Consider the following 18,653-nt stretch of genomic DNA (forward strand, 5'->3'; position numbering starts at 1 on the left):
GACACTCAAGGGAACGACCAGATTGATGAAGCCGGCGAGCAGCATGACGGGCTTGGCTATGGCGGCGGCTGCCGTTTTCAGCCTGAGCCTCGCTCCCGTGGCGCACGGACAGGACGCGCCCGCGCCCGTGGCGCCCTCCGTGCCGGCCGCACCCCTTCCGACGGTGTCTGAAAGCGTCGCGGCCATCGTCAACGACGACATTGTCTCGACCTATGACCTCGTCCAGCGCATGCGGCTTCTGGTCCTGACGGCCGGCATGCAGCCGACCCAGGAGAATCTGCCGCAGCTGCAGCGCGAGGCGCTGCGCGGGCTGATCGAGGAGCGACTGGAGATCCAGGAGCTGCGCCGCGTCGAGCGCGAGAACAAGATCGAGATCATCGCCTCCGACGCCGATGTCGACGAAGCGGTCGCCGACATGGCCCGCGGCGCCAACAACATGACCGCCGAGCAGCTCGTGGCGCAGCTGCGCGCCGCCGGCATCGGTCCCGAAACGCTGCGCGCTCAGCTGCGCGCCGAGATCAGCTGGCAAGGCTATATCAGCGGCCGCTTCCGCAGCCGCCTGCGGATCGGCCGCGACCAGATCAAGGCGACGCTGGACCGCCTGGCCGCCCAGGCGAGCAAGCCGCAGTACCAGATCAGCGAAGTCTACATCGACGCCAACCGCGTCGGCGGGATGCAGGTCGCCTATCAGGGCGCCCAGACGCTGATCGACCAGATGCAGCAGGGCGCCCCGTTCCCGGCCGTCGCGCGTCAGTTCTCGTCCTCCCCGACCGCTGCGAACGGCGGCGACGCCGGCTGGATCGGCGCCGGCGAGATGCCGACCGAGGTCGACAGCGTGCTGGAGCAGATGGGACCCGGCCAGCTTTCGCCCCCGATCGCCACGCGCGACGGCGTCTACATCATTTTCCTGCGTGAGAAGCGCTCCGGCTCAAGCGTGCAGATGGTCACGCTGAAGCAGATCGCCGCGCCCCTGCCCGAAGACGCCTCCCCCGAACAGGTCCAGGCGGCCGCCAATACGCTCGAAGGCCTGCGGTCACAGGTGACCGGCTGCGCGGACCTCGAAGCCAAGGCCGGGGCCGAACCCGCCGTTCTGGCCGGCGATCTGGGCGAAGCCGAAGTCACCGGCCTGGCTGAAGGATTCCAGCAAGCGATCGCCTCCACGCCGGACGGTCAACTGTCGCAAGCGATCCGCACGCCGCTCGGTCTTCACCTGGTGATGGTCTGCGGGCGTCGCGCCAGCGGCGCGCAACTGCCCACGCCCGAACAGGTCGAAGCGCGCCTGATGAGCGTTCAGCTGTCGAACATCTCCAAGCGGATCCTGCGCGACCTGCGCACCAGCGCGACCATCGAGACACGGTGACGACGGCGCCTCTGGCCCTGAGTCTGGGCGATCCCGCCGGGATCGGTCCGGAAATCACGGTCAAGGCGTGGCGCGCCCTGCGCGATCAGGGACCGGCCTTCATGGTGGTCGGCGACGCCCAGGCCCTGGCCTCGGCGCCTGGAACGCCTGCTCCGATCCGAACCGTTACGGGACCGGAAGACGCCCTGAAGGCGTTCTCCTCCGCCATCCCGGTGCTCGACATCCCCCTGGCCGCGTCGGTCGTCGCCGGACAGCCCAATCCAGCCAACGGCGGGACCGTCATCCGCTGGATCGAAACCGGCGCCGCCCTGGCCCTGACCGGCGCGGTCAGCGGCCTGGTCACGGCGCCCATCGCCAAGGCTCCGCTCTACGCCGCCGGGTTCCGCTTTCCGGGCCATACAGAGTTCCTCGCCGACCTGACGGCCGCCAGCGATCATGACGGCCCCAAGGGGCCAGTGATGATGCTGGTCGCCGCGGACCTGCGGGTGGCGCTGGCGACCATTCACGCGCCGCTGTCGGCCGTCCCGGGACTGCTGACGGTCGAGGGGGTTGTGAACACCGGCCTGGTGACCTTCGGGGCGCTCAAGCGGGACTTCGGTATCGCCGCGCCGCGCCTGGTTCTGTGCGGCCTCAATCCGCATGCCGGCGAATCGGGCGAGATCGGCCGGGAGGAGATCGACATCCTGCAACCCGCCGCCCGGGCGCTGAGGGACCTCGGCGTCGATGTCCGGGGTCCCCTGCCCGCCGACAGCCTGTTCCACGCCGAAGCGCGCGCCGGCTATGACGCCGCCCTCTGCATGTACCATGACCAGGCGCTGATCCCGGTGAAGATGCTCGACTTCTGGGGCGGGGTGAACGTCACCCTCGGCCTGTCGATCGTGCGCACCTCGCCCGACCACGGCACCGGGTTCGACATCGCCGGACGCGGCCTCGCCCGGGCCGACAGCCTGATCGCGGCCATCCGCCTGGCCGCGCAGATCGCGGAGCGGCGCGCATGAGCCTCGCAGACCTGCCCCCCCTGCGCGACAGCCTCAGCGAACATGGCTTGCTGGCGGACAAGAGCTTCGGCCAGCACTTCCTGCTGGACCTGAATATCACCCGCAAGATCGCGCGCCTCGCCGGGCCGCTGGACGGCGAGACGGTCATCGAGGTCGGCCCTGGCCCCGGCGGCCTCACGCGCGCCCTGCTGGAGGCCGGCGCGCGGGTGATCGCCGTCGAGAAGGACGCCCGCTTCCTGCCGCTGCTGAACGAACTGGCGGACGCCGCTGACGGCCGCCTGACGCTGGTCGAGGCCGACGCCCTGAAGGTCGATGAGGCGGCGCTGGCCGCAGGCGCCGGCCATGTCGTCTCAAACCTCCCCTACAACGTCGGCACGCCGCTGCTGATCAAATGGCTGACCGGCAAGTGGCGCCCCGTCTCCATGACCCTGATGTTCCAGAAGGAAGTCGCCGACCGCATCGCCGCGCCGGTGAACGACGACGCTTATGGACGGCTGGGCGTCATCTGCCAGGCGTTGTGCCAGGCGAAGGTCGTCATGGACCTGCCCCCTCGCGCCTTCACCCCGCCGCCCAAGGTGTCCTCTGCCGTGGTGCGGCTGGACCCGCTGGCGACGCCGCCGTCGACGGCGGAGATCGCGGCGCTGGAAAAAGTCACCGCGGCAGCCTTCGGCCAGCGCCGCAAGATGCTGCGCTCGAGCCTCAAGGTGCTCGGCGGCGAGGCGCTGTGCGTGAAAGCCGGAATTGATCCGAACGTCCGGGCGGAAACGGTTCCGGTGGCAGGGTTTCTCGCCCTGGCGCGGGCCTTGTAACCCTAAAGCTTCGGCAGTTCCTCGGCCAGCAGCTCGTCCACGAACGGCGCGATCCAGAGGTTGCGCGCGGCCTTGCGGCGTTCGGCGTGGTAGATGTGGGCGAGGTCCGCATACGCGCGGTCGAAGTCCTCGTTGAGCACGACGTAGTCGAACGTCTCCCACTGGACCAGCTCGTCCTTGGCGCGGGAAATCCGCTCGCGGATGACCTCCTGGCTGTCCTGCGAACGGGCCAGCAGGCGACGGCTCATCTCCGCCAGCGAGGGCGGCAGGATGTAGACCAGCACCGAGTCTTCCGGCGCCTGGGCGTGGATCTTCATCGCACCGTGATAGTCGATGTCGAACAGGGTGCTTTCGCCGCGCGCCAGCGCATCCATAATCGGCGCGCGCGGGCTGCCGTAGCGGTTGCCGTAGACCTCGGCCCACTCGAGGAAGTCATCGGCCTCGATCATCCGGTCGAACTCCGGCCGGTCGACGAAGTGGTAGTCGCGGCCCTCGTGCTCGCCGGGACGCGGCTTACGCGTGGTCGCCGAGATCGACAGGTGCAGGTCCGAATGGTCGGCCACAAGGCGGCGGGTCAGCGAGGTCTTGCCCACGCCCGACGGCGCCACGATCATCAGCATCAGACCCCGTGTCTTGCGGGGTTCTTCACTCGACATTCTGCACCTGCTCGCGGAACTGCTCGATCACCGCTTTGAGGTCGAGGCCGATGGCGGTCAAGGCCGGCGTCGCCGATTTCGAACAGAGGGTGTTGGCCTCGCGCATGAATTCCTGGGTCAGGAAGTCGAGGCGGCGACCGGCGGCGGCGTCCGCAACCAGCAGCCCCCGCGCCGAGGCGACGTGGGCGGCGAGCCGGTCGAGCTCTTCGCGGACATCGGCCTTTACGGCCTGGGCCGCGGCCTCCTGAATGATCCGCTCTTCGGACGCAGCCTCTCCGGCCAGTTCCTTCAGCCGGCGGGCGAAGCGGTCACGGATCACGGCCGGCTGGCCGGCGGCCACGGACTCTGCGGCGGCCACAAGCTCGGCGATCCGGTCGACCTGTCCGGTCAGCACCGGGGTCAGGGCCGCGCCTTCCGACAGGCGCGAGGCGCGCAGCGCGTCCAGCGCCGCCAGCAGGCTCGTCGCCATGGCCTGTTCCACCGCCTCGCGGACGGCGGGATCATCCTCGGCGTCGACAGCCTCCAGCACCCCGCGCAGGGCCAGCAGCCCGTCCGCCGTAGGCGGCTGGGCCCGGCCGGACTTCACCAGCGGTTCGAGCAAGGCGAGGTAGCGGTCCATCTGTTCGACGTTGACCGACACAGTGACCGTGGACTCGGCGCGTTTGGCCTGCAGGCCGACATTGACCTGTCCCCGCTGGAACCGGGCCTGGGCGCCGTCGCGCACGCCCTTTTCCAGCAGATCGAACCCCGGCGGGCCGCGGAAGCGGACGTCGAGGTTGCGGCCGTTCACGGAGCGGGCCTCGACAGCCCAGGACCAGGCCCCTTCGGCTCCTTCGACACGGGCGAACCCGGTCATACCCGACAGCGCCACCTACTTGCCCGTCCGGGCGCGCCAGGCGCGCCACTTCTCGACATTGCGCTGGTGCTCTTCGTAGGTCGCGGCGAAGGCGTGGCCGCCGCTGCCGTCGGCGACGAAGAAGATGTAGTCGGTGGCGGGCGGATCGAGGACGGCCGCCAGCGAGGCTCGGCCCGGATTGGCGATCGGCGTCGGCGGCAGCCCCTCGATGGCGTAGGTGTTGTAGGGGGTCGGCGCCTTCAGCTCGGACAGGAAGATGCGGCGTCCCAGCGGGCGGCCCTTGGTGATGCCGTAGATGATCGTCGGATCGCTCTCCAGCCGCATGCCTTTCATCAGCCGGTTGACGAACACCGAGGCGACCTGCGGGCGCTCGCTGGCGACCCCGGTCTCCTTCTCGACGATGGAGGCCAGGATCACGGCCTCTTCCGGCGTGCTGATCGGCAGGCCGGCCTTGCGCTTGGCCCAGAGGGTCGCCAGCAACTTGTCGCGGGCGTCCATCATCCGCTGCAGCACCGCCGCGCGGTCCTCGCCCCGCTGGTAGTCGTATGTTTCGGGCAGGATCGAGCCCTCAGGCGGCGTCGGGGCGACGCCGGTCAGAGCGTCTTCCTTGTTGAGGATGTCGATCGCCATCTCGACGGTGATCCCCTCGGGGATGGTCACCTGGTGGCGGACGATCCTGCCGGCGCGGATGTCGCCGAGGACGCGCGACATCGGCGCCTTCGAGGGGAACTCGTATTCGCCGGCCTTGAGACCCCGCGCCGAGCCGGTGACCTGGGCCGCGGCGATGAAGATGGCGCTGGAGCGAACCACCTTCGCCCGTTCGAGCGAGGCGGCGATCTCGTTGAGCCCGGCGCCCTTGCGGAGCATGACGACGGCGGGTTGGCCGTCCGTCGTCGCCGGTCCGGGACCGCGATAGCTCCACACCGCCCAGACCGCCACGACGACGAGCGCCAGCGACAGCGTGGCGAAGGCGCTCATCGCCATGATCAGCAGGCGGCGCATCAGGCTCAGGCCGGCAGGTCTGGACGCTTTACGGCTCACGACGCCTTCTTGAAGATCACACAGGCGTTGGTGCCGCCGAAGCCGAAGCTGTTGGACATCGCGGCGTTGATGACCATCGGTTTCGCCTTGTGCGGGACAAGGTCGATCGGCGTCTCGAACTCGGGGTTATCGAGGTTGATCGTCGGCGGCGCGATCTGGTCGCGCAGGGCCAGGATCGAGAAGATCCCCTCCACCGCGCCGGCCGCGCCGAGCAGGTGGCCGGTCATCGACTTGGTCGAGGACATGGCCACGTTCTTCGCATGATCGCCGAGCAGACGGGTGACCGCGCCGAGCTCAAGGCCGTCGGCCATGGTCGAGGTGCCGTGGGCGTTGACGTAGTCGATGTCGCTCGCCGTCAGGCCGGAGTCCTTCAGCGCCGCGGTCATGGCGCGGAAGCCGCCCTCGCCGTCCTCGGACGGCGCGGTGATGTGGTAGGCGTCGCCCGACAGGCCGTAGCCCGCCACTTCGGCGTAGATCTTCGCCCCGCGCGCCTTCGCGTGCTCGTACTCTTCCAGCACCAGGATGCCGGCGCCCTCGCCCATGACGAAACCGCCGCGATCCTTGTCATAGGGTCGCGAGGCCGCCTCGGGACGGTCGTTGAAGTCGGTGGCCATGGCGCGGCAGGCGATGAAGCCGGCGATGCCGATCGGGCAGATCGCCGCCTCGGCGCCGCCGGCGACCATGATGTCGGCGTCGCCGTACTTGATCATCCGGGCCGCGTCGCCGATCGCGTGGGCGCCGGTGGCGCAGGCGGTGACCACCGAGTGGTTCGGGCCCTTGAAGCCATAGCGGATGGAGACCTGGCCCGACGCCAGGTTGATCAGGGCCGAGGGGATGAAGAACGGGCTGATCCGGCGGGGGCCCTTGTCGCGCAGTTCGAGCGACGTCTCGGCGATCCGCGCCAGGCCGCCGATGCCCGAGCCGATGATCACGCCGGTGCGCAGCTTCGTCTCTTCGTCGGTATCGTCCAGCCCGGCGTCCTTCACGGCCTCATCGGCCGCCGCCATGGCGTAGAGGATGAAGTCGTCGACCTTGCGCTGGTCCTTGGGGGCCATCGTGTCGTCGGGGTTGAACGAACCCTCGATGTCGGGCCCGCCGCCGCCGCGGCCATCGACGCGCGGCACCTCGAAGGCGATCTGGCAGCCGTATTCCTCGGGATCGAACGTGGTGATCCGGCCGGCGCCGGACTTTCCGGCCAGAATGGCCTTCCAGGAAACCTCTACGCCGTTCCCCAGGGGGGTCAGGAGGCCAAGGCCAGTGACGACGACACGCCGCATGGGATCAACTCCTTGCCCCGCTCAGGCCCGGGGGTCAGCTCAAAACGAAGCCGCCGCGCGCGTCGGGCGGACCCGACACCGCGCGGCGGTGAATCGACCGGAAAAGGGTCTGCGGATCAACCGCCGACTTTTTCCGAGATGAACTTCACGGCGTCGCCGACCGTCTGGATGTGCTCAGCGGCGTCGTCGGGAATTTCGATGTCGAATTCTTCCTCGAAAGCCATCACCAGCTCGACGTTGTCGAGGCTGTCGGCGCCCAGGTCATCGATGAAGCTCGCCTTCTCGGTGACCTTCTCGGGATCGGCGTCGAGATGCTCGATGACGATCTTACGCACACGCTCGAGAATGTCGGACATTCGTTCTGGTCCTCTTTAGGTCTTTAGTGGTCCCGCCGCCGAAGCGGTCACGGGAAATCGGGGGCTTCGCTACCATGTTCCATTCGGTGAGGCCAGCGGCCAGCCGACGAACCATGGCGGTCGTCAGATCATCGCCATGCCGCCGTTCACGTGCAAGGTCTGACCGGTGACATAGGCGCCTTCCTGGCTGGCCAGATAGACGCAGGCGGCGGCGACATCATCGCCCGAGCCGAGCCGGCCGGTGGGGATTTTCCCAAGGATGGCCTCGCGTTGCGCCTCATTGAGCTCGTCGGTCATCGGGCTGGCGATGAAGCCCGGCGCCACGGTGTTCACCGTCACGTTACGACTGGCCACTTCCTGGGCCAGAGCCTTGGAGAAGCCGATCATGCCGGCCTTGGACGCGGCATAGTTGGCCTGGCCGGGGTTTCCGGTGACGCCGACGACCGAGGTGATTCCGATGATCCGGCCCCAGCGGCGTTTCATCATCCCGCGCAGGGCGGCGCGCGACAGGCGGAAATAGGATTCGAGGTTCACCTTGATGACCTGTTCCCAGTCGTCGTCCTTCATCCGCAGCATCAGGCCGTCGCGGGTGATACCGGCGTTGGCGACCAGAATGTCCAGATCCTTGCCCGAGGCCGCCTCTGCCGCGGCGATCAGACCGTCGACGCTGGCCGAATCGGAGAGGTTGGCGGTCACCGCGCTGGTGCGCTCGCCCAGTTCCGCGGACAGGCTCTCCAGCGCCGCTTCGCGCGTGCCGGACAGGATCACGTGCGCGCCCTGGGCATGCAGGGCCCGGGCGATGGAGCCGCCGATGCCGCCTGTGGCGCCGGTGACGAGGGCGGTCTTGCCGGTGAGGTCGAACATTTTCTTCTCCCGCTCATCCCGGCGAAGGCCGGGACCCAGGTTTGTTTGTGTCTCCTAACCGCATTCCCCCGCCCCTTCGGAAAAAAGGCTGGGTCCCGGCCTTCGCCGGGATGAGCGGACAGGAGGGCTAAAGCGACTTGGCGAACGCTTCCAGGTCGGCCGGCGTGTTCAGCGGCGTGGCTTCGGCGTCGGGGGCGATGCGCTTGGCCATGCCGGACAGGACCTTGCCGGCGCCGGCCTCGGCGAAGCGGGTCACCCCGCCCTCCCCGGCCATCCACTCCATGCTTTCGCGCCAGCGCACCCGGCCGGTGACCTGTTCGACCAGCATCCGGCGGATCGCCTCCGGGTCCAGGGTCGGGCGGGCGGTGACATTGGCCACCAGCGGCGCGCGCGGCGCGATGATCGTCGCGGCGGCCAGGGCGGCGGCCATCTCGTCGGCCGCCGGCTGCATCAGCGGGCAGTGGAACGGCGCGGAGACGTTCAGCGGAATGGCGCGGGCGCCCAGTTCCTTGGCCTTTTCGATCGCGCGGTCGACCCCGGCCCGGTCGCCGGAGATGACCACGTTGCCATTGTTGTTGTCGTTGGCCACGACACAGACGCCGACCTCGGCGCCGGCGGCGGCGGCGGCTTCAGCCAGGGCGACGTCGGTCTTCGGTCCGATCAGCGACGCCATCGCGCCCTGCCCCACCGGCACCGCTCGCTGCATGGCCTGGCCGCGCAGCTTCAGCAGGCGGGCGGTGTCCGACAGGCTGATCGCGCCGGCGGCGGCCAGCGCCGCGTATTCGCCCAGCGAATGGCCGGCGACGAAGGCGGCCTTCTCGACCGGCACGCCCATTTCCTTCTCCAGCGTGCGCATCACGGCCATGCTGACGGCCATCAGGGCGGGCTGGGCGTTCTCGGTCAGGGTCAGGTCCGTATCCGGACCTTCACGCATCAACACCGAGAGTTTCTGCGACAGCGCGTCGTCGACTTCCTGGAACACTTCGCGGGCGCTGGCGAAGGCTTCAGCCAGCTCGGCTCCCATGCCGACGGCCTGACTGCCCTGGCCGGGAAAGATAAAGGCGAGGCTCATGGCCGCTCCTGTCGGTTCGATTACGGCGGGCACGGTTAGGCGAAAGGCTGGCGGCGGGCAACCTTCCCGGTCTATCTCATGGCATCGGTTCAGGACTCACCGCGTGCCCGCCTATAAACTCGTGATCTTCGACTTCGACGGAACCCTTGGCGACACCATGGGGTGGTTCCTCGACACGTCCGACGCCATGGCCGACAAATTCGGCTACCTGAAGGTCGACCGGAGCCGGCTCGACACCCTGCGCCACCTGAGCGCGCGCGAGCTGATGAAGGTCCAGAAGCTTCCGGCGCTGAAGATGCCGATGATCGCGGCGCACTTTCACAAGCTCATGGCGCAGGACGCCGCCTCGATCCGCATGTTCGACGGCGCGGCCGAGGTTCTGCGCGGCCTGCACGCGGCCGGCGTAAAGCTGGCGGTGGTCAGTTCCAACACCGAAGCCAACATCCGTGTGGTGCTCGGCGAGGAGCTGAGCGGCCTGGTCTCACAGTTCGCCTGCGGCGCCTCGGTGTTCGGCAAGGCCAGCAAGTTCAGGCGCGTGCTGAAGACCCATGGCGTCGCCGCGGCGCAGGCCCTGAGCATCGGTGACGAGATCCGCGACATCGACGCGGCGCGCGACGTCGGTCTGGGCGTCGGCGTCGTCTGCTGGGGCTATACCGCGCCCGAAGCCCTCAAGGCCCAGTCGCCGGATCACGTGTTCGCCACACCCGCCGATATCGTCGCGCAACTGGTCTGAGCGCCGGCGCCTCTGGCGTTGCCGCTGCGGCATCCCCTAGGCTGACAAAAAACCCAGGGAGAGTGGTCATGCGGGCGGTCATCAGGCGTAACGGAGCACTGGTCTGCGACGTGGTCGAGGAGCGTGATCCCGGCCCCGGTCAGGTGCGGGTCAAGACGCTCGCCTGCGGCATCTGTGGATCGGACCTGCACGCCCTCCACTACCTGGACCACATGGTCGAAATGGGCCGGCGCGCCGGCGCCACCGGCGGGATGGACCCGAAGAAGGACATCGTCTTCGGACACGAATTCTGCGCCGAGGTGCTTGAAGGCGGACCCGGCGCGAACCGGTTCAAGGCCGGGACGCGGGTCGTCTCGATGCCGATCAACATGGGCCCGGACGGGTTCGACGCCATCGGCTACTCCAACAAGTATGTCGGCGGCTTCGCCGAACGGATGATCCTGACCGAAGGCCTGCTGCTGGAGGTGCCGAACGGCCTCTCCACCGACCATGCCGCCCTGACCGAGCCGATGGCCGTGGGCGTTCACGCCGTCGCCAGCGCCGCGCTGGACAACAACTCGGTTTCGCTGGTGCTCGGTTGCGGTCCGGTCGGTCTGGCGGTCATCGCCGCTCTCAAGGCGCGCGGGCACGGCCCGATCATCGCGGCGGACTTCTCACCCCGTCGCCGGGCTGCCGCGGAGGCGATGGGCGCCGATGTCGTCGTCGATCCGGCGCTGACCGGTCCGCACACGAAATGGGGCGACTTCGGCGTTCCCGCGACGATGGACGGCATGCGCGCGGCGATCTTCGGCGGCGTATCGTTCGGCCGCCCCGTGGTCTTCGAATGCGTCGGCGCGCCGGGCGTGCTGCAAAGCGTGATCGAGGGCTGCCCGCCCAAGGCCCAGATCATCGTCGCCGGCGTCTGCATGGAGCCCGACAAGATCGAGCCGTCCCTGGCGATCAACAAGCAACTCGATTTGCGGTTCGTGCTGGGCTATCAGCCTGACGAATTCGCCCAGACGCTGAATGATATCGCCGAAGGGCGGCTGAATGTGGAACCCTTGATCACCGCGAAGGTTGGTCTGGACGGAGTCGCCCAGGCCTTCAGCGATTTGGGCAATCCGGAGTCGAACGTGAAGATTCTGGTGGAGCCCGGGCGCTGACCTGTCCGAAATGAGCACTATGTCCCGTCGTATCGTCTTTGGCCTGATCGCCGCGCTTGTCTCGTCCGGCGCCGTCTTTGCGGCGGCGCAGCCGCCCGAGGCGCTGCGCGAGGCGGTCAAGGCCGAGATCGCCGCGGCCATGGGCCCTGTCGAGGCCGGGGATCCGCCGCGGCCCGAGCCGTCGGGCGCGATGTTTCACCGCGTCGATATCAACAACGACGGACTGGCGGACTGGCGCATCGACTTCAGCAAGTCCCCCAACGCGTCCTACTTCTGCGGCACGGGCGGCTGCCGCCAGCGCATCTACGTCTCGACGCCCGAGGGCGGCTACGATCTGGTGTTCGACAACACCGTGCGCCAGTTCAAGCTGCGCCGCACCAAGGGGCAGACTGTTCTGGACGTGGATTTCCACGGCTCGACCTGCAGCGGCTTCGGCGTCGACGCCTGCCCGCGCAGCTACGGCTGGAACGGGACCGCCGCCCGGTTCCTCGAACGACCGGCGCAGAATGGTCAGACCTTCCTGATCGGCGGACCCGCCCGCCCGGTCATCATGGCCGAAACCTGGCTGCCGGCGCCGGTAAGAGCCGCCGTCGCCGCCAAGACCAAAGCCTGTGAGGCCGTCGGCGGCGGTTACCCCTTCTCTGACGCCTACGTGACCGATGTCGCCGACCTGAACCGTGACGGCGTGCGGGACTGGGTCGTCGGCGGCGGCTACGACAGCTGCGCCTTCACCGAAGCGGCGCCGGACAATGCGCCGGACTTCACGACCGAGGTCTTCGTCAGCACGCCCGCCGGCTTCGTCCGCGCGTTCGACGATCACAGCCCGGTCTGGGGTCTCGACCTGGCCGGCGGCACGGCGGCCTTCGTGACGCTCCAGGGCGCCGAAGACTGCGGTCTGAACGGCAAGGACTGCCAGCGGACCCGCTGGCGCTGGGACGGCGCGGCCCTTGTCAGCAAGGCGCCCGACCTCCCCTGATCGACACAGCGGACCGGCTGCCTGCCCCCCGATCAGGGGTTGAGCAGAGCTGCCCGGCGTCGGACGGTGCCGACGCTGGCGATCGACGCCGGCGTCCGGGCCGGAACGGCTGCCTGACAGGTGTGATCTTGAAACGCGTGATCCTCGGCGCGGTTGTCGCGCTTCTGCTGACCGGCGCGGCGACGGCCGCCCCGTCCGTTCCGGCGGAAGTCCGCGAGGCGGTCAACGTCCTCTACAACGCATCCATGCAGGCCACGGTCGACGAGGAGGCGCCTGGGCCGGCGCCGGTGTTCGTCGCCCCGGCGCGGATGTTCCGGAAGGTCGACGTCAACGGAGACGGCGCGCCTGACTGGCGGGTCGATTTCGAACGGGCCGAGAACGCCTCGTTCTTCTGCGGCACGGGCGGCTGCCAGCAGCAGGTCTGGGTCTCGCGCCGGGGCGGCGGCTATATCCTGGCGTTCGACACCAATGTGCGTGAGTTCGCGCTGCGGCGGGTCAAGGGCGAGCGCGTGCTGGACGTCGACTTTCACGGCACGACCTGCGGCGGTTACGGCGCCCAGGAATGCGATCGCCGCTACGTCTGGGATCCCCGCCTGCAGCGGTTCATCGAGCGGATCAACCGCAAGGGCGGGACCTGGCTGGAAGCGGGGCCCGCGTCGGTCATCGTCACGCCGGCCGCGGCCGCCCCGCCCGAAGCCTTCGTGCAGATCAACCGGTTCAAGGCGATCTGCACGGCAGTCGGCGGCGAACTTCGGGACGAGGCCGGCAGCTACAATGACCTGCCCGATCTCAATGGCGACGGCGTCCGGGACTGGGTGATCGGCACGGCCTACAGTTCCTGCGCGATGGGCGAGACCGGTCGCGACACACCGTCTCTGCCGCTGACGATTCTGGTCAGCCGCCAGGACGGGACCTTCAGCGTCGCCTTTGACGAGCTGCAGCCGCGTTGGGGGATCGAACTGGGCGCGGCCGCCCGCGTCATCACGTTCGAAGGCCCGGACTGCTCGTTTGACGGAACCGGCTGCATTCGCGTGGTCTGGCGCTGGGACGGCGAGCGGCTCGTGCGCACGCCGTGACTGGACGCCGGCGCGGGACGGTCTAACTGTCTGCGCATTCGGGAGACCCGCCATGAAACGCCTCGCCGCCGCCGTCATCGCCCTGAGCCTCCTCGCCGCGCCCGCCTTCGCCGCCCTCAAGGTCGGCGCGCAGGCGCCGGACTTCACGACAACCGCCTTCAAGGGCGGCCAGCCCGCGCCGTTCAAGCTTTCGAGCACGCTCAGGACGGGCAAGGTCGTGGTGCTCTACTTCTTCCCCTCGGCCTACACGTCGGGCTGTACGGTCGAGGCCCATGAGTTCGCCGTCGCCACGCCTGAGTTCGCCGCCATGGGCGCCAGCGTCATCGGCGTCACCGCGGGACGGGTCGAGGATCTGGCCAAGTTCTCCAAGGAAGAGTGCCGCGACGCCTTCCCGGTGGCCGGGGTGAGCAAGGAGACCATCAAGGCCTATGACGCCGTCCTGGCGTTCAAGCCCGATCTCTCGGACCGGGTGACCTACGTCATCGCGCCCGACGGAAAGATCATTCTGGCCTACACCGCCCTGACCGACCCGCTGTCGCACATCGCCAAGGCCAAGGCGGCGGTCGCCGCCTGGCGCAAGGCCAACCCGAAGTAGCGCCTCAGGACGCCTGCGCCGCCGGCTTTTTCGCCGCGTCGCAGCCCATCTTGCGGCAGATGCGCGCTTCCATGTCGCGCTGCAGGCGCGGGACCATCCCCTGCATCGCGACCGCCGACGCGGCGGAGAAGGCGGGCATCTTGGCGACGATGCTCTGGCCGTCCTTGCTGCCGTAGAAGTCCGCCAGGCCGCACAGTTCGCTCTCGGTGAAGGACGCGGCCATCAGAGGCGTGATCGTCTCCATCATCTCCGGAACCATCGCCGCGATGCCTTCGGTGACCGCTTCGCTCATCAGCCGCTTCTGCTCGGCCGTCAGGGTGGCGCCGGTCCGGCGTCGCTCCTGCTCGATCATCGAGGGCAGCATGCCGTTGATCATCCCGACCATGGTGTCTTTCATGTGCATTGCGTCGCTGTAGCGTTGCGCGCACTCGAGCGCCCGCGCGGACGGCGGCGCCTTTTCCGCCGCGACGGCCCTCGACGACACGGGCTGCAGGATGGCGGCGGCGCACAGCAGCGCGCTGACGGTCCGGATCATGGTGCTTACTCCCCCAGAATACGCCGGCAGGCTGACACAACCTTCGCGCGGACTTCAATCCCTCGCCGCGCTTGCCTTTGCGGCCAATCTGACCTATTAGCGCGCCCTTTCACGGAAGGCGGTCTCTCGCGGAGCCTTTCAGGTCGGGAAACTCCCGGCCGCCGCGAACAGACCCATCGTGACCCCGGGATCTTCCGCCCGAGGTTGCGCCGCCTTCCACAAGGAAGAAGGAAAACATGGCGCTTTACGAACACGTGCTTATCGCACGCCAGGACATCTCGCCCCAACAGGCTGAGCAACTCAACGAGGACATGAAGGCCATCATCGAAGGTCTCGGCGGTCACATCGCCAAGATCGAGTACTGGGGCCTGCGTAACCTCACCTACCGCATCAAGAAGAACCGCAAGGGTCACTATTCCCTGATGGCCATCGACGCTCCGGCGCCGGCCGTGAAGGAAATGGAACGCCAGTTGTCGATCAACGAAGACGTGCTGCGCTACATGACCGTCCGCGTCGAGGAACTCGACCTGGAACTGTCCCCGGTTCTCGCCCGCCGCGATCGCGATCGCAGCGACCGCCCCGAACGCCCTGAACGTGGCGATCGTCCCCGTGACGACTTCGCCGCAGCGTAAGGGAGAAAAAGATCATGAGCGACACTGATATCGACTCGGGCGCTGAAGCCCCCGCCGCGCCGGCCGCCGCCGGCGCCCGCCGCCCGTTCTACCGCCGCCGCAAGGTTTGCCCGTTCTCGGGCGCCGGCGCGCCGAAGATCGACTACAAGGACGTCAAGCTGCTGCAGCGTTACGTCTCCGAGCGGGGCAAGATCGTCCCCTCGCGCATCACCGCCGTCTCGGCCAAGAAGCAGCGTGAGCTGGCCCGCGCCATCAAGCGCGCCCGCTTCCTCGCCCTGCTCCCCTACGTCGTGAAGTAAGGGAACCGGACCGATGAAAGTTATCCTGCTCGAACGCGTAGAGGGCCGCGGCGCCCTCGGCGACATCGTCACCGTCAAGGACGGCTTCGCGCGCAACTACCTCCTGCCCCGCCACAAGGCGCTGCGGGCCACCTCGGCCAACATGAAGGTCTTCGACGCCCAGCGCGCCGAGATCGAAGTGCGCAACGCCAAGGCCAAGGACGCCGCCGGTGAAGCCGGTACGGCCCTGGACGGCACGTCCTACATCCTGATCCGTCAGGCGGGCGAAACCGGCCAGCTGTACGGTTCGGTCTCGGGCCGCGACGTCTCCGACATGGTCAATGCGGCCGGCGGCAAGATCGACCGGTCGATGGTCATCCTCGACAAGCCGATCAAGACCCTGGGCGTTCACCCGGTGAAGGTGAAGCTGCACGCTGAAGTCACCGTCACGGTGAACATCAACATCGCCCGCTCCGCGGACGAGGCCGAGCGTCAGGCCAAGGGCGAAAACGTCATCACCTCGCAGTTCGACGAAGACGCGGCCCTGGCGGCCGAGTCGGCGGCCGACATGGTCGAGGGCGGCGCCGGTTCGCACGACGGCGGCTTCGGCGACGACCGCTAGGTCGCTTCCGCACCACGAAGACAATCAGGGCGGTCCGGATTTCCGGGCCGCCCTTTTTCGTGCCGCGAATGTGAGCCGCTCAGTCCCGGCGACTGTGCGAACATACATGGAACCTCACAGATGAATCGCGGGTGCGACGGATCGGTCCGCGCGCGCGCAAATCACATTCGTTAACTAGGCGCATGGCTCTCGTTCCCGCTCTCGACCTTCGTCCGGTTTCCCACGACGCCCCGCTCGCCGTCGCGCCGTCGAACATCGAGGCGGAACAGGCGCTGCTGGGCGCGCTGCTGTACGACAACGCCGCCTACGAGCGGCTGAGCGACCGGCTGACGGCGCGCCACTTCTACGAACCGTTCCACCAGCGCCTGTTCGCGGCGCTGGAGAGCCACATCCGCAAGGGCCAGCTGGCCGAGCCGATCCTGCTGGCCGACGAGTTCAAGCGCGATCCGGCGTTCGAGGAGCTGGGCGGTCTGCGCTATCTGGCCGACCTCGTCGACCGCGCGCCGCCGGCGGCGAATGCGCCCGACTACGCCCGCGCCATCTACGACCTTGCGCTGCGCCGGGACCTGATCCGCATCGGCGGCGAGATCACCGTCGAGGCCCAGGCCCACGACGCCGAGATTTCGGCCCGCGACCAGATCGAGGCCGCCGAACAGAAGCTCTACACCCTGGCCGAAAGCGGCACCTCCTCGACCGGCTTCGTCAACTTCGCCGACGCCCTGACCGGGGCCGTCCAGATGGCCGCCGAGGCCTACAGCCGCGACGGCGGCCTGGCCGGCGTCTCGACCGGCCTGACCGACCTCGACAAGCAACTGGGCGGCCTGCACCCGTCGGACCTGCTGATCCTCGCCGGCCGTCCGTCGATGGGCAAAACAGCCCTGGCGACCAACATCGCGTTCAGCGTGGCCCGCGCCTACGCCTGGGAGCCGCAGCCGGACGGCACGCGCAAGACGGTCAACGGCGGGGTCGTGGCCTTCTTCTCGCTGGAAATGAGCGCCGAGCAGCTGGCCATGCGTCTGCTCGCCGACGTGTCCGGCGTCTCCTCCGACCGCCTGCGCAAGGGCGAGATCGACGCCAGCGAGTTCGGCCGCGTCCGCGACGGGGCCATCGAGGTGCAGGAAGCGCCGCTGTTCATCGACGCCACCGGCGGCCTGTCGATCTCCAAGCTGACCGCCCGCGCCCGTCGCCTGAAGCGCCAGCACGGCCTCGACCTGATCGTGGTCGACTACCTGCAGCTGGTGACCACCGACGCCGGGGGCAAGGAGGGCAACCGGGTGCAGGAGGTTTCGGCCATCACCGGCGGCCTCAAGGCCCTCGCCAAGGATCTCGGCGTGCCGGTCATCGCCCTCTCCCAGCTCTCGCGCCAGGTCGAGAACCGCGAGGACAAGCGGCCGCAGCTGTCAGACCTGCGGGAATCGGGCTCGATCGAGCAGGACGCCGACGTGGTCATGTTCGTCTATCGCGAAGCCTATTACCTGAGCCGCGCCGAGCCGCGCGAGGGTACGCCCGAGCACATGACCTGGCAGGAAGACCTCGAGAAGATCAACAACGTCGCCGAAGTGATCATCGGCAAGCAGCGTCACGGTCCGATCGGCACGGTGAAGCTGCACTTCCACGGCGACACCACCAAGTTCGGCAACCTCGCCCGCGAGGGCCGGTTCGACGTGCGTTGACGTCCTTCCTCCCCGCGTAGCGCTTGACCCGTCACCATCAGCCGCTTAGCCGCAGCGGATGACCGTCACCCGCCTGACCCTCGATCTGGACGCGCTCGCCCGCAACTATGCGGTCCTGCGCGATACGGCGGGCGTGGAGGCGGCGCCGGCGATCAAGGCGGACGGCTACGGCGTGGGCGCGTCGGAGGCCGCTCTGCGGCTCTGGGACGAGGGCGCGCGCAGCTTTCACGTCGCGCGGCTGACCGAGGGCGAGACCTTGCGCGCGGCGCTGGGCGAGCGGCCGGCGACGATCTACGTGCTGGACGGCCCGACGCCGGGATCGCAGAACCGCCTGCATGCGGCCCGGCTGACGCCGGTGATCAACAGCCTGGACCAGGCCGCGGCCTGGGACGGCGCCGCGGCGATCCACATCGATACCGGCATGAACCGGCTGGGCCTCTCCGCCGCCGAGGCCGCCACGCTGACGAGCCGGCCGGACGTCGTGCTGGTGATGAGCCACCTGGCCTGCGCCGGGAAGCCGGCCGACCCGATGAACGCCCTGCAACTGGAGCGCTTCCGCGCCGTCCGCGCGTTGTTCCCGCAGGCGCCGGCCAGCCTCGCCAGTTCCGGCGGCATCTTTCTCGGGCGCGACTACGCCTTCGATCAGGTCCGGCCGGGGATCAGCCTGTTCGGCGGGGGGCCGCACGACCGGCCCGACGCGCGGATCTCGACCGTCGTCACCCTGGAGGCCGCCATCCTGCAGATGCGCCAGGTCCCGGCCGGAGAGTCGATCGGCTACGCCCGCGCCTTCACCGCCGAGCGCGACCTGACCGTCGGCATCCTCGCGGCCGGCTATGCCGACGGCGTGCCATGGTCGGCGCATCCGGGCGGCCTGGTCTGGTTCGAGGGCGCGCTTCGGCGAATGGTCGGACGGATTTCCATGGACATGATCGCCGTCGACCTGACCGGCTGCAAAACGGCCAAGCCGGGCGAGATGGTCGAACTGGTCGGCGCGAACCTGCCGGTCGACGACGCGGCGAAGGCGGCCGGGACGACGGCCTATGAGCTGCTGACCCGGCTTTCGACGCGCGCCGAGCGCCGCTTCGTCGGCCGACCGTAACAG

Annotated in this window: 21 protein-coding genes; 13 read left to right on the plus strand and 8 right to left on the minus strand. The window is 68.7% G+C overall.

Features of this window, described 5'->3' with window-relative positions:
- The first annotated feature begins 43 nt into the window (after nucleotides 1-43).
- Genes AC3WJT_RS14665 through rsmA form a run of 3 tightly spaced genes read left to right on the plus strand, consistent with a single transcriptional unit; the run spans nucleotide 44 to nucleotide 3,167 of the window.
- The gene (locus AC3WJT_RS14665; protein ID WP_492343876.1) at nucleotides 44-1,360 is read left to right on the plus strand and encodes a peptidylprolyl isomerase; all 1,317 of its coding nucleotides are present in this window, start codon (nucleotides 44-46) and stop codon (nucleotides 1,358-1,360) included.
- Complete coding sequence (gene pdxA, locus AC3WJT_RS14670; protein ID WP_492343877.1) at nucleotides 1,357-2,358, plus strand: 4-hydroxythreonine-4-phosphate dehydrogenase PdxA; 1,002 nt, start codon at nucleotides 1,357-1,359, stop codon at nucleotides 2,356-2,358. The genes AC3WJT_RS14665 and pdxA overlap by 4 nt, the downstream gene beginning before the upstream one ends.
- Nucleotides 2,355-3,167 (plus strand): 16S rRNA (adenine(1518)-N(6)/adenine(1519)-N(6))-dimethyltransferase RsmA, encoded by an 813-nt coding sequence (gene rsmA, locus AC3WJT_RS14675; RefSeq protein ID WP_492343878.1) that lies wholly within the window; start codon nucleotides 2,355-2,357, stop codon nucleotides 3,165-3,167. Before pdxA ends, rsmA begins: the two co-directional genes overlap by 4 nt.
- 2 nt (nucleotides 3,168-3,169) lie before the next feature.
- Here the strand turns inward: rsmA and gmk are convergent, their stop codons facing one another.
- From gmk to fabD, 7 genes are all read right to left on the minus strand, one after another.
- A complete protein-coding gene (gmk, locus tag AC3WJT_RS14680; protein ID WP_492343879.1) occupies nucleotides 3,170-3,823 on the minus strand; it encodes a guanylate kinase in 654 nt (217 codons plus the stop codon).
- Nucleotides 3,813-4,694, minus strand: coding sequence for a YicC/YloC family endoribonuclease (locus AC3WJT_RS14685; protein WP_492343880.1), 882 nt, complete (start codon nucleotides 4,692-4,694; stop codon nucleotides 3,813-3,815). The genes gmk and AC3WJT_RS14685 overlap by 11 nt, the downstream gene beginning before the upstream one ends.
- Nucleotides 4,695-5,720: an endolytic transglycosylase MltG gene (mltG, locus tag AC3WJT_RS14690; RefSeq protein ID WP_492343881.1), complete on the minus strand. Its 1,026-nt coding sequence runs from the start codon at nucleotides 5,718-5,720 to the stop codon at nucleotides 4,695-4,697.
- Nucleotides 5,717-6,997, minus strand: coding sequence for a beta-ketoacyl-ACP synthase II (gene fabF / locus AC3WJT_RS14695; RefSeq protein ID WP_492343882.1), 1,281 nt, complete (start codon nucleotides 6,995-6,997; stop codon nucleotides 5,717-5,719). The genes mltG and fabF overlap by 4 nt, the downstream gene beginning before the upstream one ends.
- 116 nt (nucleotides 6,998-7,113) lie before the next feature.
- Nucleotides 7,114-7,353 carry an acyl carrier protein gene (locus AC3WJT_RS14700; RefSeq protein WP_488900381.1) on the minus strand — a complete coding sequence of 80 codons (240 nt, stop codon included), beginning with the start codon at nucleotides 7,351-7,353 and terminating at the stop codon, nucleotides 7,114-7,116.
- A 123-nt stretch (nucleotides 7,354-7,476) separates the two neighbouring features.
- The gene (fabG, locus tag AC3WJT_RS14705; RefSeq protein ID WP_492343883.1) at nucleotides 7,477-8,217 is read right to left on the minus strand and encodes a 3-oxoacyl-[acyl-carrier-protein] reductase; all 741 of its coding nucleotides are present in this window, start codon (nucleotides 8,215-8,217) and stop codon (nucleotides 7,477-7,479) included.
- A 127-nt stretch (nucleotides 8,218-8,344) separates the two neighbouring features.
- Nucleotides 8,345-9,289, minus strand: a complete 945-nt coding sequence (gene fabD, locus AC3WJT_RS14710) for an ACP S-malonyltransferase (RefSeq protein ID WP_492343884.1) — start codon at nucleotides 9,287-9,289, stop codon at nucleotides 8,345-8,347.
- Between the two features lie 103 nt (nucleotides 9,290-9,392).
- Between fabD and AC3WJT_RS14715 the strand changes: the two genes are divergently transcribed.
- The 5 genes from AC3WJT_RS14715 (at nucleotide 9,393) to AC3WJT_RS14735 (ending at nucleotide 13,811) form a co-directional block, all read left to right on the plus strand.
- Nucleotides 9,393-10,022, plus strand: coding sequence for an HAD hydrolase-like protein (locus tag AC3WJT_RS14715; RefSeq protein ID WP_492343885.1), 630 nt, complete (start codon nucleotides 9,393-9,395; stop codon nucleotides 10,020-10,022).
- Nucleotides 10,023-10,090: 68 nt separating this feature from the next.
- A complete protein-coding gene (locus AC3WJT_RS14720) occupies nucleotides 10,091-11,164 on the plus strand; it encodes a zinc-binding dehydrogenase (protein WP_492343886.1) in 1,074 nt (357 codons plus the stop codon).
- Nucleotides 11,165-11,183: 19 nt separating this feature from the next.
- Nucleotides 11,184-12,140, plus strand: coding sequence for a hypothetical protein (locus AC3WJT_RS14725; protein ID WP_492343887.1), 957 nt, complete (start codon nucleotides 11,184-11,186; stop codon nucleotides 12,138-12,140).
- Nucleotides 12,141-12,268: 128 nt separating this feature from the next.
- Nucleotides 12,269-13,216, plus strand: coding sequence for a hypothetical protein (locus tag AC3WJT_RS14730; RefSeq protein ID WP_492343888.1), 948 nt, complete (start codon nucleotides 12,269-12,271; stop codon nucleotides 13,214-13,216).
- Nucleotides 13,217-13,268: 52 nt separating this feature from the next.
- Nucleotides 13,269-13,811, plus strand: coding sequence for a peroxiredoxin (locus tag AC3WJT_RS14735; protein ID WP_492343889.1), 543 nt, complete (start codon nucleotides 13,269-13,271; stop codon nucleotides 13,809-13,811).
- 4 nt (nucleotides 13,812-13,815) lie between these two features.
- On the opposite strand, the gene AC3WJT_RS14740 is transcribed toward AC3WJT_RS14735, so the two are convergent.
- Nucleotides 13,816-14,346, minus strand: a complete 531-nt coding sequence (locus tag AC3WJT_RS14740) for a DUF2059 domain-containing protein (protein ID WP_492343890.1) — start codon at nucleotides 14,344-14,346, stop codon at nucleotides 13,816-13,818.
- 236 nt (nucleotides 14,347-14,582) lie between these two features.
- Between AC3WJT_RS14740 and rpsF the strand changes: the two genes are divergently transcribed.
- From rpsF to alr, 5 genes are all read left to right on the plus strand, one after another.
- Nucleotides 14,583-14,978 carry a 30S ribosomal protein S6 gene (rpsF, locus tag AC3WJT_RS14745; protein WP_492343891.1) on the plus strand — a complete coding sequence of 132 codons (396 nt, stop codon included), beginning with the start codon at nucleotides 14,583-14,585 and terminating at the stop codon, nucleotides 14,976-14,978.
- A gap of 14 nt (nucleotides 14,979-14,992) precedes the next feature.
- Nucleotides 14,993-15,277: a 30S ribosomal protein S18 gene (gene rpsR, locus AC3WJT_RS14750; protein ID WP_492343892.1), complete on the plus strand. Its 285-nt coding sequence runs from the start codon at nucleotides 14,993-14,995 to the stop codon at nucleotides 15,275-15,277.
- 13 nt (nucleotides 15,278-15,290) lie between these two features.
- On the plus strand, nucleotides 15,291-15,878 hold the full coding sequence (gene rplI / locus AC3WJT_RS14755; protein ID WP_492343893.1) for a 50S ribosomal protein L9: 588 nt from the start codon (nucleotides 15,291-15,293) through the stop codon (nucleotides 15,876-15,878).
- 182 nt (nucleotides 15,879-16,060) lie between these two features.
- A complete protein-coding gene (locus AC3WJT_RS14760; protein ID WP_492343894.1) occupies nucleotides 16,061-17,551 on the plus strand; it encodes a replicative DNA helicase in 1,491 nt (496 codons plus the stop codon).
- 58 nt (nucleotides 17,552-17,609) lie between these two features.
- A complete protein-coding gene (alr, locus tag AC3WJT_RS14765) occupies nucleotides 17,610-18,650 on the plus strand; it encodes an alanine racemase (protein WP_492343895.1) in 1,041 nt (346 codons plus the stop codon).
- Nucleotides 18,651-18,653: the final 3 nt, after the last annotated feature.

It is taken from the genome of Caulobacter sp. FW305-C-30-S16 (assembly GCF_058783025.1).

Bases quoted from the DNA above. Each gene is read 5' to 3' on its own strand.
- AC3WJT_RS14665 (WP_492343876.1), top strand. From the start codon at position 44: ATGACGGGCTTGGCTATGGCGGCGGCTGCCGTTTTCAGCCTGAGCCTC.
- rsmA (WP_492343878.1), top strand. From the start codon at position 2,355: ATGAGCCTCGCAGACCTGCCCCCCCTGCGCGACAGCCTCAGCGAACAT.
- gmk (WP_492343879.1), bottom strand. From the start codon at position 3,823: ATGTCGAGTGAAGAACCCCGCAAGACACGGGGTCTGATGCTGATGATC.
- fabF (WP_492343882.1), bottom strand. From the start codon at position 6,997: ATGCGGCGTGTCGTCGTCACTGGCCTTGGCCTCCTGACCCCCCTGGGG.
- AC3WJT_RS14700 (WP_488900381.1), bottom strand. From the start codon at position 7,353: ATGTCCGACATTCTCGAGCGTGTGCGTAAGATCGTCATCGAGCATCTC.
- fabG (WP_492343883.1), bottom strand. From the start codon at position 8,217: ATGTTCGACCTCACCGGCAAGACCGCCCTCGTCACCGGCGCCACAGGC.
- fabD (WP_492343884.1), bottom strand. From the start codon at position 9,289: ATGAGCCTCGCCTTTATCTTTCCCGGCCAGGGCAGTCAGGCCGTCGGC.
- AC3WJT_RS14720 (WP_492343886.1), top strand. From the start codon at position 10,091: ATGCGGGCGGTCATCAGGCGTAACGGAGCACTGGTCTGCGACGTGGTC.
- AC3WJT_RS14725 (WP_492343887.1), top strand. From the start codon at position 11,184: ATGTCCCGTCGTATCGTCTTTGGCCTGATCGCCGCGCTTGTCTCGTCC.
- AC3WJT_RS14735 (WP_492343889.1), top strand. From the start codon at position 13,269: ATGAAACGCCTCGCCGCCGCCGTCATCGCCCTGAGCCTCCTCGCCGCG.
- AC3WJT_RS14740 (WP_492343890.1), bottom strand. From the start codon at position 14,346: ATGATCCGGACCGTCAGCGCGCTGCTGTGCGCCGCCGCCATCCTGCAG.
- rpsF (WP_492343891.1), top strand. From the start codon at position 14,583: ATGGCGCTTTACGAACACGTGCTTATCGCACGCCAGGACATCTCGCCC.
- rpsR (WP_492343892.1), top strand. From the start codon at position 14,993: ATGAGCGACACTGATATCGACTCGGGCGCTGAAGCCCCCGCCGCGCCG.
- rplI (WP_492343893.1), top strand. From the start codon at position 15,291: ATGAAAGTTATCCTGCTCGAACGCGTAGAGGGCCGCGGCGCCCTCGGC.
- AC3WJT_RS14760 (WP_492343894.1), top strand. From the start codon at position 16,061: ATGGCTCTCGTTCCCGCTCTCGACCTTCGTCCGGTTTCCCACGACGCC.
- alr (WP_492343895.1), top strand. From the start codon at position 17,610: ATGACCGTCACCCGCCTGACCCTCGATCTGGACGCGCTCGCCCGCAAC.